The following is a 12,797-nucleotide window of genomic DNA, read 5'->3' as shown; positions in this document are numbered from 1 at the left end:
CACGAGAGCTCGGAAGGCCCCGTGTCTCCTCCTTCCCGCTCCTATCGGTCAGGATTCGCCAGAGAGATAAGCTGTCAGACTCGGAATGGGGATGCCTGTCGGGCGGCCGAACTGCCAGTCCGCCGACTCGACCCCGACGCCGCCGATGTCGAGGTGGATGAACGGCAGCGCCCCCCCCTTGAGCCCCGAGGCGATGTCGAGGAACGCGAAGGGGAACTGGTGCCCGCGCGGCGTGTTCACCGAGGCGAGGCGGTTCGAGGAGACCACGTCCTCGGCGCTCGACCGGGGCGCCACGAACGCGTAGTCCTCGCGCCGCGGCCGGACGCGCTCCATCGGCTCGCCCCAGCGCTCCGCGAGGACGTCGAGCCTGTCGAGCTCCGGCCGCGCGGCGGAGTTGCCGATCGCGCCGGTATAAGGCCCGTGGGCGCGGTAGACGTGCCCGGTCAGCGTCGCGACCGAGAACAGGATAGGGTCGGCCGCGCCGCTCATGGCGAGCTCCCGCCCGAGCGCGAGCAGGTCAGCCAGGATGAGGCGGCCCTCGGCGTCGGTGTTGCCGATCCGAACGCGCACGCCGGCGCGGCTGCGGATGATCTCGTCGCTCACATACGACTCCTCGCCGATGCTGTTGCGCACGAGCCCGAGGAGCCCGACGATGCGCACGCCCTCCAGGCCGAGCGCCGCGGCCGCGCGCACGAGGCCGGCGACCGCGCCGGCGCCGCCCTTGTCCCGGGACATCCCGGCCATGTGCCCGTCGGTCTTCAGATCGACGCCGCCCGTGTCGTAGGTGACGCCCTTGCCCGCGAGCAGCACCGTTCGCCGGATCTCCCCGCGAGGCCTGTAGTCGAGCCGCACGACGCACGGCCGGTGCCGCTCGACGACCCGCGACGCCCGCGAGACCGCGCTGATGAGCGGATAGTCATCGACGTTGCGCTCGATCTTGACGAGCACCCCCGTCCTGGCGAACGCCGCCTCGCACAGCTCGGCGACGCGGCGGGGCGCCATCCGCTCCGGCTCGGTGCCCGTGATGTCGCGGCAGAGCGCCCGACCGACCTCGATGGCCGCGATCTCGCGGGCGCGCGCCTCCGACAGCCCGAGCACGGCGACCGACTCGGCCGAGCGCGGGGCCATCTCCGCCTCCCGCGCCTCGAGCGGCGTCCACTGGCTCCCGAGCGCGGCGAGCGCGCCCACCTCGACGGCCCGCGCGAACCGCGGCGCGGCGCCCACCGGAGCGCGAACGACGAGCAGCGGCCGGCTCGCCCCCGCGTCCACCGCCCGCGCGAAGCCGGCCGCCGCGGCCTCCGCGACGGAGCGGACGTCATCGATGTCCTCCGAGAGCGGCCCCATCGGCGCGAGCACCAGGCGCCCGCCAGGCACCCCCGGCGCCGGCAGGACGACCGGAGCACTCTTGCCCTCGAGCGCGGAGTCGACGCGCGCCGCAGCCTCGACCACCGCGCCCACGGCGGACCCGAGCCCCCCCGCGTACTTCGCGATGGGCGATGGCGCGACGAGGACGACAGCATCGCAAGCCGCGATCGCCGCGGTCGACTCCGCGAGGGCGTTGGCGGGCAGCCCCGCCAGGGAGGTGACATGGACCATGGCGGCGAATGATGTCACATGGGTCAGCATTTTTGCAGCACCCGTCGCCGCCGATAGGGCACCGACACGGCACCGACGTGCGCCCCGAAGAGCAGGCCTGGCGCGCGGGCATGGAGCACGCGCCGCGCCCGGCGCGCGCCAGGCCCGCGCGCCGAGCGGCCTGGCGCGCTCGTCCGCCCCTGCGGTCACGCGCGAGGCGGCCGGCGTCGAGCTCCGCGTCGCTTCAGGAGAAGAGCACGACGCTGCGGATCGACTCGCCTTCGTGCATGAGGTCGAAGGAGTGGTTGATGTCGTCGAGCGGCATCGTGTGGGTGATCAGCTCGTCGATCTTGATCTTGCCCTCCATGTACCAGTCGACGATCTTGGGAACGTCGGTGCGCCCCTTGGCGCCGCCGAACGCGGTGCCCTTCCAGACGCGCCCGGTGACGAGCTGGAAGGGGCGCGTGGCGATCTCCTCGCCGGCCCCCGCGACGCCGATGATGATGCTCGTCCCCCAGCCCTTGTGGCAGCACTCGAGCGCCTGGCGCATCACCTTGACGTTGCCGATGCACTCGAAGCTGAAATCGGCGCCGCCCCGGGTCAGATCGACGAGGTAGGGCACGAGATCCCCCGCCACCTCGCTCGGGTTGACGAAGTGGGTCATGCCGAACCTCTCGGCCAGCTCGCGGCGCTTCGGGTTGATGTCGACGCCGACGATGATGTCGGCGCCGGCCATCCGGGCGCCCTGGATCACGTTCAGCCCGATGCCGCCGAGGCCGAAGACCACGACGTTGTCGCCGGGCCTCACCTGCGCGGTGTTGATGACGGCGCCGATACCCGTCGTCACGCCGCAGCCGATATAACAGACCTTGTCGAACGGCGCGTCCTCGCGGATCTTGGCGACGGCGATCTCGGGCAGGACGGTGAAGCTCGAGAAGGTCGACGTGCCCATGTAATGGTGAATCCGCTCCTTGCCGATCGAGAATCGGCTCGTTCCGTCCGGCATGAGCCCGCGCCCCTGCGTGGCGCGGATGGCCTGGCAGAGGTTGGTTTTTCCGCTCGTACAATAAGAGCACTGCCGGCACTCGGGCGTGTAGAGGGGAATCACGTGATCGCCTTTCTTGAGGCTCTTCACGGACGGCCCGACGTCGACGACGACGCCCGCGCCCTCATGGCCGAGGATCGCGGGGAAGAGTCCCTCCGGATCCTTGCCTGAGAGCGTGTAAGCGTCGGTGTGACAGACGCCCGTTGCCTTGATCTCGATGAGGACCTCGCCCTCGCGAGGGCCCTCCACCTGAACGTCCTCGACCGTCAGCTTCTCGCCGGCCTTGTGGGCCACGGCTGCGCGCGCTTTCATGATCGGTGGTTCTCCTCCCGCAAGCGGGGCGTTCGGGGCCCGAGCGGCGCCCGAGCCCCTCCCATAGCCGGGCGGGGAAGCAGGTTTCAAGGGGAACCCCGCCGGCGCCGCCCCGCGTCGCCCGCCGTCCAGCCTGCCCGCATTGCGCCGCCCGGCCTGCCCGCATCGCGCAGCCCGCTCGCTGCCCGCGCCGCCGCCCGAGGATGGCGTTCGCGTGACAGCACGCGTACGATCACCCCGCTGTCCTTATGAACACACTCCGTTGCCCACCGGGTCTCCGCGCGCTCATCGCAACAGCCGCGCTGGTCCTCGTCGCCTGCACTGGCGGGAGCCCGCCTGCCGGCGGGGCGGCCGGCAAGGGCGCTGGCGGCGCCGGCGGCGCCGGCGGCGAGAGCGCTCCCTCCGACGGTGGCCACGGAGGACAGGGAGGCGCGCCGATCGACACCATGGGGTGTGTCGACGAGTGCCCCGCTGAGAGCGCTGGTATCACGATCGGCTGCAAGAAGCGCTTCATGTTCGGAATGAACTATGCGTGGCACAACTTCGCCGGCGACTTCGGCGGCATCGCCGCGTGGGACAAGCGCGGCGTCGCGGCCGAGGCGGAGACGCACGCGAAGAACCTCGCCGACATCCGTGCTCACGGGGCGAGCGTCGTGCGGTGGTGGATGCTGCCGGAGATCCGGGGCGAGAGCGTCGTCTTCGACACGAGCGAGAACCCGACCGGCCTCGGCGGGACGACGCGGCGCGACGTCCAGAAGGCGCTCGAGCTCGCCGAGCAGGCGGACGTCAACCTGGTGTTCTGCCTGTTCTCCTTCGACAACTTCCACCCGACGCGGCTCGACGCCGACGTGAAGACCGTCGGTATCACCCCCATCGTGAAGGACGCAAAGCGGCGCGCGAAGCTGATAGACAAGGTCGTCCGGCCGATCGCCAGGGCCGTCGCGCAGAGCCCCTACCGGCACCGGATGGTCGCGTGGGACGTGATCAACGAGCCCGAGCTGGCCATGACCGGACCGAGCCCGGACGACGGCCCTCGCTATGAACCCGACGCCCAGGTGGATCCGATCGAGCACGCGCAGATGACGGCGTTCCTCGGCGAGGCCATCCGGGCGCTGCGCGCGGAGAGCACGGCGCTCGTCACGATCGGCTCGGCGTCGATGAAGTGGGCGCGGTCCTGGCGCGACACCGACGTCGATTTCTACACCTTTCATATCAACGACCGGGTCAACCTGTACTGGCCCTACAACCAGTCGCCCGAGGACTACGGCATCACGGACAAGCCCGTCATCATGGGGGATTTCCCCATCGCCGGCCTGGCGACGGCCGCTTTGCCGACGCTCCTGGAGAGCTGGTACAGCCAGGGATACGCGGGCGCGATCAGCTGGGCCTACAGCGACGCGACCACGGCCGAGCTCGAGACGATCAAGGCCTTCGCCGACGCGAAGGGCTGCGGCGTGACGTACTGAGAGCCCCTCTCACGACAGCCAGTAGTCGACGAGGGACGCGCCCGTCACGTCGTGGGCGACCCCGGCCGCGATCGCCCACTGGGCCAGCGCGCGGCCGAGCGCGGCCATGGTCGTGAAGCGCCCGTCAGGGTCCTTGGCCAGGCCGCGCTCGATGATCTCCCAGAGCCGCGGGTGCAGCTCGAGGGCCTCCGGGCGCGGCGGGGCGGCGCGCAGCACGTCGTGCACGATGGAGATGCTGCTCGGGCCGCCGAACGGGCGACAGCTGCTCACGAGCTCGTAGAGCACGACGCACGCGCTCCACACGTCGGCGCGCGCGTCCGACTCCTGCCCGCCGCGGACCTGCTCGGGCGCCATGTAGGCCGGGCTCCCGACCAGCGTTTCCCTCCGCTCGTCGCCCGCCGCGCGCACCGCGGTGAACGCGATCCCGAAGTCGATCAGCTTGGGGACCGTGCGGCGGCCCTCGCGCACGAGGACGATGTTCGCCGGCTTCACGTCCCGGTGCACGACCCCCGCGCCGTGCGCCGCGCCGAGCGCGCCGATCACGGGAAGGAGCAGCTGGACCGCGGAGATGGGCGACATCGCGCCCGACTCGGCGAGCGCCTGGGCGAGCGACCGGCCCTGGAGGAGCTCCATCACCGCGAACGGCTCTCCCTCCTCCGTGAAGCAGAGATCGAAGATCCGCACCGCGGCGCGGTGCGACACCCGCGCCGTCGCCTGCGCCTCCCGGATCAGCCGCGAGGTGGCCTCGGGGACGGCGCAGTCGCGACGGATGAGCTTCAGCGCGACATCGAGGCTCAGGGAGAGATTCCGCGCCTTCCACACGGCGCCCATGCTGCCCTCTCCGAGGAGCTCTGTGAGGCGATAGCGCCCCCCGAGGACGTCGCCTGGGGCGTAGCGCCGCAGCGCGGCGGAGCACGGGTCGTTCGCAGGAACCGCCAGGGCGGCAGCGGAGGGCGCTCCGGCAAGCCCGGTCCGCAGCGTGGCGGGCGGTACGCTCGCCGGGGTGGCCGGAGCGTCGCTCGGCGTCTCCAGCGGCGCGACGTCCCCGCCATGACGGAAGGCCGAGCCGGACGGCCGCGACAGGCGGCCCGACGTCCGGAGGTCGACTGGCTCGAACGGAGGGCGGTGAGACGAGGGCCAGCGCGGAGACCGCGGCGAGCGGTACGCACGCTGAGAGGCTCGGCCCCCGCTCGGGGGGCGGGATCGATTCGACGCGGGATCCATCGAGCCGCCATGTGGCGTCGTGGAGCTGTCAGTTCGGTGGCTGTCCATGTCCTTGCCCACGTGTGCTGCAAGGAGCAGGCCGATGAAAATCGCCGCAGATCCGCCTCTTTCCCGCCCGCCGCGGCGCCGGGATTGCGGTGTGGAGGCATCAGATCCGGCGCCCGCGGCCATCGGCTCGCCCCGGAGGCTGCGCGCCGTCCGCCGCGACCGGCGCGCGCGTCTTCCGTGGCCGCAGCGCGTCGTCCGCCGGCGCGGTCCCGGGACGAGCGCGCGGCCGATCCGCCGGCGCAACGGTCGTCGCACGACGCATTCCCTGCGCGCCACACCGGCGCTCGACGGGTACATCGACACAGGATGTCGGTCAGGATCGCCCGATAGCCAGCGAGGCACCCACGGGGCGCGCGCCGGGATCGCCGCGGCGCGGTCGCCCCCTCGCGCCGCTCAGCGGGCGGAGCCGGGCACGACGCGCCCCTTGAACGCGATCGGCACCTCGAGGGCCCTGGCCGCCTCGACGAGCAGCGCGTGCTCGCTCTCGTGGATCACGCCGTCGGCGGCCACGAGCCGGACGGCCAGCTCGATCGCGGCCTCGCGCATCCGCACGTCGGGCAGGCGGACGCGCAGCGCCGCGAAGCGGCCGCTCCTGCCCTCGTCGCGCACCGATCGCTCGATGATGGAGATCAGCGACTCGACGAGGTCGGCCCCGAGCCGCCCCTCGCTCATGGCCGTCACGTGCCGCGCGAGCTCGGCGCGCTCGGCCTCGTTGATGGATCCGTCAGCGTATGCGGCGAGGAACATGATCTCGACCATCGCCTCGAGCCTGCTGATCTCGAGGTGACGAAACGAAAGCTGCGTTTCTTCCATCATGAGGTCCTCAGGATAGCGTATCACGGCCGCGCTTGACACAGCGCCCCTGGGCCCGCCCGGTAATGGCGCTCGCCGCGTGGCAACGGCGCGTGGCAACGGCCTCCGGCAGCGCGCGGCGAAAGTTCTCGTCGAGCGCGACGCCGGTCGGTGCTCAACTCTCCCCACCATGAGCACCACCACCCCGACCGACCTCTTCCTGTCGCTGACGCCGCACAAGGTGATCGAGGCCGTCGAGGCCGCGGGCGTCCACTGCAACCGCGTCTGCTACCCGCTGAACTCGTTCGAGAACCGCGTCTACGAGGTCGAGCGCGAGGATCGCACCCGCGTCATCGCCAAGTTCTACCGGCCGGGGCGCTGGACTCGGGAGCAGATCCTCGAGGAGCACCGGTTCCTCGCGGAGCTGGCGGACGCCGAGATCCCCGTCTGCCCGACGCGCCCGTTCCCCGACGGCGAGACGCTCAAGCAGATCGACCACATCCCCTACTGCCTCTTCGAGCGCATGGGCGGCCGCGCCCCCGACGAGCTCGGCGACGAGCTGTTCGTGCGCCTCGGCAGGCTCGCCGCCCGCATCCACAACGTGGGCGCGGCCAGCGCCGCCGAGCACCGCGTCCGGCTCTCCGCCGACACCTACGCGCGCGACGACCTCGGCTGGCTCGTCGAGCGCAAGCTCATCCCCGCGGCCGTCGAGCCGCGGTACCTCGCGGCCGCGCGCGCCGTCGCGGACGCGGCCGAGGAGCGCCTGCGCGGCGTCGACGTGCACCGCATCCACGGCGATCTGCACCCGGGCAACCTGCTCCTGCGCGACGGCGCGCTCCGCGTGCTCGACTTCGACGACATGGTCGTCGGCCCCGCCGTGCAGGACCTGTGGCTCCTCCTCCCCGGCCGCGACGAGGCCGCCCGGCAGCAGCGCGAGCTCTTCATCGAGGGCTACGAGGAGCTCCGCCGCTTCGACCGCTCGACCCTCGGGCTGATCGAGCCGCTCCGAGGGCTGCGCATGATCCACTACGCGGCGTGGATCGCGCGGCGATGGCACGACCCCATCTTCCCGAGGACCTTTCCGCACTTCGGCACGGAGGCGTACTGGCGCGAGGAGGCGAGCTCGCTCGAGGAGGTGCTCCAGCTGACGCGCGACGGAGACACGGGCGGCCCCGGCGGCGGCGCGGACGAGCCGCCGCCGAGCGGGGGCAAGTACTTCTGGGACCTGAACTGATCCCGCTGGAAGCGCCCACCGCGGGCGCGCGCGGCGTCGATCAGAGGCGCTTCAGCACCAGGATCAGCCGCCACGCCGCGGCGTGCTCGAACGGCACGTCGACGTTGAAGTCGCCGAGCGTCGCCACCAGCGAGAGCTCCGGCACCCGCTCCGCGACGCGCCGCCACCCGGCGAGGTCAGGGACGTACCACGTCGCCTCCTGCCGGATCGACGAGAGCTCCCTCGGCGCGCCGCCGTTGCGCCGGGCCGAGCACACCACCTCGAGGGTCACGGGCACCACGCGATCGGGCGTCGACCGCTCGATGTGGATGCGGAACCGCGCGTCGATCGACTGCTCGCCGCGCAGCTCGGTCCACTCCGTCCTGTTCACGCCGGACGGCGTGAGATCGGCGGGGTGGGTCGCCTCGATGACGTGGACGCCGCCAGGCAGGAGCAGCGAGGCGGCGAGCCGGAGGTGGCGCTCGAGCGCCGCCGGCGTGGCCAGCTGGTGGATCGCCGAGAGCGGCACGAACGAGAGATCGACCGGCGCGACGTCCGGGCGCTCGTCGAGCTCCGCGCACGAGAAGCGGATGCACGCCCCGGCGCCGCGGGCGCCCGCGGCGCGCTCCGCAAAGGCGATCATCGCCGCCGAGCCGTCCGCGCCGGCGCAGCCGACGCCGAGCTCCGCGAAGGCCTCCAGGTGCCGCGCGGGCCCGCAGGCCCACGAGAGGACGCGCTGCACCGGGCGGCCGCCGAAGCGGCGCGCGCACGCGAGCAGGAAGTCGCGCTCGGCGGCGTAGTCGCGGTAGCCGAACGCCGCGTCGTAGAGCGCAGGCTCGCCCGGCGGCGGCGTATCGCCGCGCGCGGGCGCCTCGCCGCGCGCCGGCGCCTCGCCGCGCGCCGGCGCCTCGCCGCGCGCGGACGCCTCGCCGGCCGAGGGCGCCGGCGGGGCGACCCGCTTCGTGTAGATCATGAGATCGTCGCCCGGCGCGTAGAAGTCGGCGAGGACCGCCGCCCGCGTGAACCGCACCGCGTCGTAGAAGCGCACCGCCGCGCCGTGCCCCTCCCGGCTGCCCGTCTCCACGCGCACGAGGCCGCCGCCCTCGCGCGCGATCTCGCTCTCCATCGTGGACACGAGCCCCCGCGCCACCCCCGACCGGGCGAAATCGGGCGAGGTCGCGATCCAGTACAGGTCGTACGTGGACTGCGTCATCGGCGTGCGGCCGTAGCAGAGGTACCCGAGGAGCCGCGGCGCCCCGTCGCCGCCCGGGGCGCCCTGGAAGCTCAGCACGAACCGGTAGCCATAACCGTCCGTCGAGGGCTGGCCGAGCGTCACGTCGACGAGCTCCAGCGCCACCGCGCGCTCGTCGTCGGTGAACGCCGGGACCGACTCGAGCAGCGCGGCGATGAGCGGCCGATCTTCCGCGCGGAGGCCGCGCTGGGTGATCACGGCGCCTCGGGCGCGGCGGCGAGACCGCCGCGGGCAGCGGAGCGCGCCGCGGCGCGGCCGCGCGCCGGCGCGCGGCCCCGGGCGCGGAGCAGATCGTCGTGGCGCGCGCCGCGGGCGAGCGCCGCGCGGAGGATCTCCCAGACGACGTCGGCGTACGACAGGCCGGCGCGCGCCGCCGCCCGCGCGAAGCCGGCGTCCGGCGAGAGATCGCAGTTCGGGTTGACGTCGATGACGTGCGGCGTGCCGCGCTCGTCGAGCCGCACGTCCACGCGGCCGTAGTCGCGCAGCCCGAGCACCTCGAACGCGCGGCGGCCCACGGCGACGACCCGGCGCAGATCGAGCGGCCGCAGCACCGCCGCCGAGGAGGGCGTCCCGATCGACGCGGCGGTGTCCGGGCGCCACTTCGACTCGTACGTGACCACGTGCGGGTGCCCCTCTGGCAGGCCCTGAAAGGTGACCTCGCCGGGCGGCAGCACGCGCGGCGTCGGCCACCCGAGCAGCGAGACCGAGATCTCCCGCCCGTGCACGTAACGCTGCACCACCACCGGCTGGCGGCACTGCGCGACGACCGCGGCGACCTGGTCGCGGAGCGCCCTGCGATCGTGGACGACCGAGCCACGATCGATGCCCATCGAGCCGTCCTCGCGCTCCGGCTTGACGATGACCGGGAACGCGACCTCCGGGATGCGATCCGGGCCTTCGACCCGCACCGTCGCCGGCACGCGCACGCCGGCGCGCGCGAGGATCCGGTTCGCCTCGGCCTTGTGCAGGCAGCTCCGGAGCGCGACGTGATCGCTGCCCGTGAAGCGGAGATCGAGCCCCGCGAGCAGCCACGCGCACATGACCTCGTGGCGGCTGTCGCCGTCGAGCGCCTCGCACAGGTTGAAGATCACGTCCGGGCGATGGTCGCCGATGGCCGCGAGCACCTCGCTCGGCCGGAGCACAGGCCGGTGCGCCACGCGCACGCCCGGGGCCGCGGCGAGGGCCGCGAGCACGCTCTCCGCGACCACCGCGCTGCCGTCCTCGCGACCGAGCCGGAGCCGCCCGCTCCCCACCCGCTGCGCGAGTGGCGGCTCGTCGACGGCTTCCTCCGGATCTCTGTTCGACAGGATCAGTATCCGAGGCTCAGGCACCGCACGCCTCCCGCGACGGCCGCGCCGGGCTCAGGGAGCGGCCGGAGAGAGGCCTGGCCATCGGCGAACGCGGAGAGGGTGCCCTGTCGAGAGACACGCGAACGAAACGGAATCCATGCATGCAAGTGGCCACACTTCACCAGCTTGCCCGGCAATCGCAAGGGGAGATTTGCCCTCTCCGGACGGAAAAGAAGGCGCGACGCGCCGCGGCTCAAAGCCCCCGCACCGGCTCGGATCCGGCGCGCGCGGCCGGGAAGCGAGCTTTCCGAGCACAACGTATCTCGGACAACAGGCTCTTCACTCGCCAGCCACACGCGCGGGAGCGTCGGAGACGAGAGGAGACGGCTGGGCTGCATGGGGAAGGGTCGAGTCCGGCGGCGAGAGGGGAGAGCGGAGAGCGCCGGACGCGCTCGCGGCGAGCGGGCGGCCTGCCGCCGAGGACGCCTGAAAAGGACTTCCCTTTCCGGCGTCCTCGAGCCTCCGCCGGTCAGGCGGCCTGGCCTTCGGGGCGCGGCCTGCGATCGGCCGGGAAACAGGCCTGGATCTCGTCCATGCCGAGCGTCTCCTTCTCGAGGAGCGCCCTGACGAGCGCCTCGATCTCGCCTCGCCGGGACCTCACGATCTCGATGGCGCGCGAGAGCTGCGCTTCCGTGAGCGCCCGCGCCGTCTCGTCGACCCGGTCGAGCAGGGCCGGGCTCCGCGAGGGGTGCCCGTCGCCGACGCAGATGGGGCCGAGGTGGCTCATGCCGAGCTCCGCGACCATCTTCCACGCGATCGTCGAGGCGCGCTGGATGTCGTCCGAGGCGCCCGCCGTCATCGTCCCGAGGACGACCATCTCGGCGGCGCGGCCGCCCATCAGCATGCAGATCTGATCCTCGAGGTACTCTTTCCGGTACATCAGCCGATCCTTCTCGGGCAGCGCCTGGGTCACGCCGAGCGCGCGGCCCCGCGGCAGGATCGACACCTTGTGCACGGGATCGCAGCTCGGCGCGAGGAGCCCGACCGCGACGTGCCCGGCCTCGTGGACGGCGGTCGCATAACGCTCGTCCTCGTCGACGAGCACCCCCTTGCGCTCGAGCCCCATGAGCACCCGGTCGCGCGCGCGGTCGATGTGCGTCGGGTCCACCGCGTCGGCGCCCTCGCGGGCCGCGAGGATGGCCGCCTCGTTCAGGAGGTTGGCCAGGTCGGCGCCCGAGAAGCCCGGCGTGCCGCGGGCGATGTAGCTGAGATCGACCTCCCCCTGGAGCGGGATCGGCCCGGCGTGGACGTTGAGGATCTCCTCGCGGCCGCGCACGTCGGGGAGCGGCACGGTGACCTTGCGGTCGAAGCGCCCCGGCCGGAGCAGCGCCGGGTCGAGCATGTCGGCGCGGTTGGTCGACGCGATGACCACGATGCCGGTCTCGTGGTCAAACCCGTCCATCTCGACGAGCAGCTGGTTCAGCGTCTGGTCGTGCTCCGCGGAGGCGGAGTCGCCGTGCCCCTTCGCGCGAGCCCGCCCCACGGCGTCGATCTCGTCGATGAAGACGATGCACGGCGCGGACTTGCGCGCCTCGGCGAAGAGCGCGCGGACGCGGGAGGCGCCCACGCCGACGAACATCTCCTGGAAGCTCGACCCCGACGCCGAGAGGAACCGCACGCCCGCCTCGCACGCGACGGCGCGCGCGAGCAGCGTCTTGCCGGTCCCGGGCTCGCCCGTCAGCAGCACGCCGCGCGGCGGGCGGCCGCCGAGGCGCGCGAAGCGATCGGGGCTCTTCAGGAACTCGACCGTCTCGGCGAGCTCCTGCTTGACCTCGTGCATCCCCGCGACGTCGGCGAAGCGCACCACCGCCCGCGCCGCCCCGGCCTTCACGTCCGAGAAGACCTTCGGGCTGCGCCGCCGGCTCACCGTGAAGAGCGCGAAGCCGACCGCGGCGAGCACGACCACCGGGAGCACCGCGGACGCGGCGCGCGACGGATCCTCCCGGGAGGCGAAGTCGACAGAGGCGCCGGCGCCCGCGAACCGGGAGACCAGCTCCTGCCGGAGCGTCGGCTCGTCGACGACGGCCGTCACCGCGGCGCCGCCCGCCTGACGCACGAGGAAGCGATCCCCGCTCACCTCGACCGCGGTCGCTTGCCCCGCCTGCGCGATCTGGAGGAGCTCGGTGTAACTCGCCGTGCGCTGCGCGGACGACTCGCGCGCCGCGCGCAGCGCGAGCCCCAGCGTGACCGCAAGCACCACCCCCATGAACCCAAGCACCCAGAGCCGGCGCCCCGCGGGCCCCAGCCGCTTACTCACCTGCAAGAACCAGGAATTCACTGCTGCGCCACCTTACTGCTCCGGCGTCGGGCCGGAGCGGATCTCAGGTGTAGCAAGGATACGAACCTCAGGAAGTTCCTTCTGCCATCATTCTGACGATCTGAGCCGTAGAAACCTGCGAAAGGATGGCAGCACCGCAAAACGGAATACGGAGAACGGACAGCGGCAGGACAAATGTCTCTGCGGTCCTGGGAGGATTGGGAGAACCGATTGACGAGCTCGCCGATGGCGGATTGACGAGCT

General features: G+C 72.6%; 9 protein-coding genes. 2 read left to right on the top strand and 7 right to left on the bottom strand.

Annotated features, from left to right (window positions below; all coding sequences use genetic code 11):
• Positions 1–48: 48 nt before the first annotated feature.
• Together WMF39_RS15430 and WMF39_RS15425 are read right to left on the bottom strand one after the other, a co-directional pair.
• Positions 49–1,596: an aminopeptidase gene (locus tag WMF39_RS15430; RefSeq protein ID WP_437746270.1), complete on the bottom strand. Its 1,548-nt coding sequence runs from the start codon at positions 1,594–1,596 to the stop codon at positions 49–51.
• Between the two features lie 223 nt (positions 1,597–1,819).
• Entirely contained in the window at positions 1,820–2,932 is a 1,113-nt protein-coding gene (locus WMF39_RS15425) for an S-(hydroxymethyl)glutathione dehydrogenase/class III alcohol dehydrogenase (RefSeq protein ID WP_437536085.1), read from the bottom strand.
• Between the two features lie 248 nt (positions 2,933–3,180).
• Between WMF39_RS15425 and WMF39_RS15420 the strand changes: the two genes are divergently transcribed.
• Positions 3,181–4,398 (top strand): hypothetical protein, encoded by a 1,218-nt coding sequence (locus WMF39_RS15420; protein WP_437746269.1) that lies wholly within the window; start codon positions 3,181–3,183, stop codon positions 4,396–4,398.
• Positions 4,399–4,407: 9 nt separating this feature from the next.
• On the opposite strand, the gene WMF39_RS15415 is transcribed toward WMF39_RS15420, so the two are convergent.
• Together WMF39_RS15415 and WMF39_RS15410 are read right to left on the bottom strand one after the other, a co-directional pair.
• A complete protein-coding gene (locus tag WMF39_RS15415) occupies positions 4,408–5,301 on the bottom strand; it encodes a serine/threonine-protein kinase (RefSeq protein ID WP_437747980.1) in 894 nt (297 codons plus the stop codon).
• A gap of 762 nt (positions 5,302–6,063) precedes the next feature.
• The gene (locus tag WMF39_RS15410) at positions 6,064–6,486 is read right to left on the bottom strand and encodes a tellurite resistance TerB family protein (protein WP_437746268.1); all 423 of its coding nucleotides are present in this window, start codon (positions 6,484–6,486) and stop codon (positions 6,064–6,066) included.
• 166 nt (positions 6,487–6,652) lie between these two features.
• On the opposite strand from WMF39_RS15410, the gene WMF39_RS15405 reads away from it, so the two are divergent.
• A complete protein-coding gene (locus tag WMF39_RS15405) occupies positions 6,653–7,696 on the top strand; it encodes a serine/threonine protein kinase (RefSeq protein WP_437746267.1) in 1,044 nt (347 codons plus the stop codon).
• Positions 7,697–7,736: 40 nt separating this feature from the next.
• Here the strand turns inward: WMF39_RS15405 and WMF39_RS15400 are convergent, their stop codons facing one another.
• The 3 genes from WMF39_RS15400 to ftsH form a co-directional block, all read right to left on the bottom strand.
• A complete protein-coding gene (locus tag WMF39_RS15400) occupies positions 7,737–9,125 on the bottom strand; it encodes a GNAT family N-acetyltransferase (RefSeq protein WP_437746266.1) in 1,389 nt (462 codons plus the stop codon).
• Positions 9,122–10,258, bottom strand: a complete 1,137-nt coding sequence (locus WMF39_RS15395) for a D-alanine--D-alanine ligase family protein (protein WP_437746265.1) — start codon at positions 10,256–10,258, stop codon at positions 9,122–9,124. Before WMF39_RS15395 ends, WMF39_RS15400 begins: the two co-directional genes overlap by 4 nt.
• Positions 10,259–10,745: 487 nt before the next feature.
• The gene (gene ftsH / locus WMF39_RS15390; RefSeq protein WP_437746264.1) at positions 10,746–12,533 is read right to left on the bottom strand and encodes an ATP-dependent zinc metalloprotease FtsH; all 1,788 of its coding nucleotides are present in this window, start codon (positions 12,531–12,533) and stop codon (positions 10,746–10,748) included.
• Positions 12,534–12,797: the final 264 nt, after the last annotated feature.

This window comes from Sorangium sp. So ce1504 (assembly GCF_051521635.1).
GTDB lineage: Bacteria > Myxococcota_A > Polyangia > Polyangiales > Polyangiaceae > Sorangium > Sorangium cellulosum_B.
This window is presented reverse-complemented; position numbering and strand designations above follow the sequence as displayed.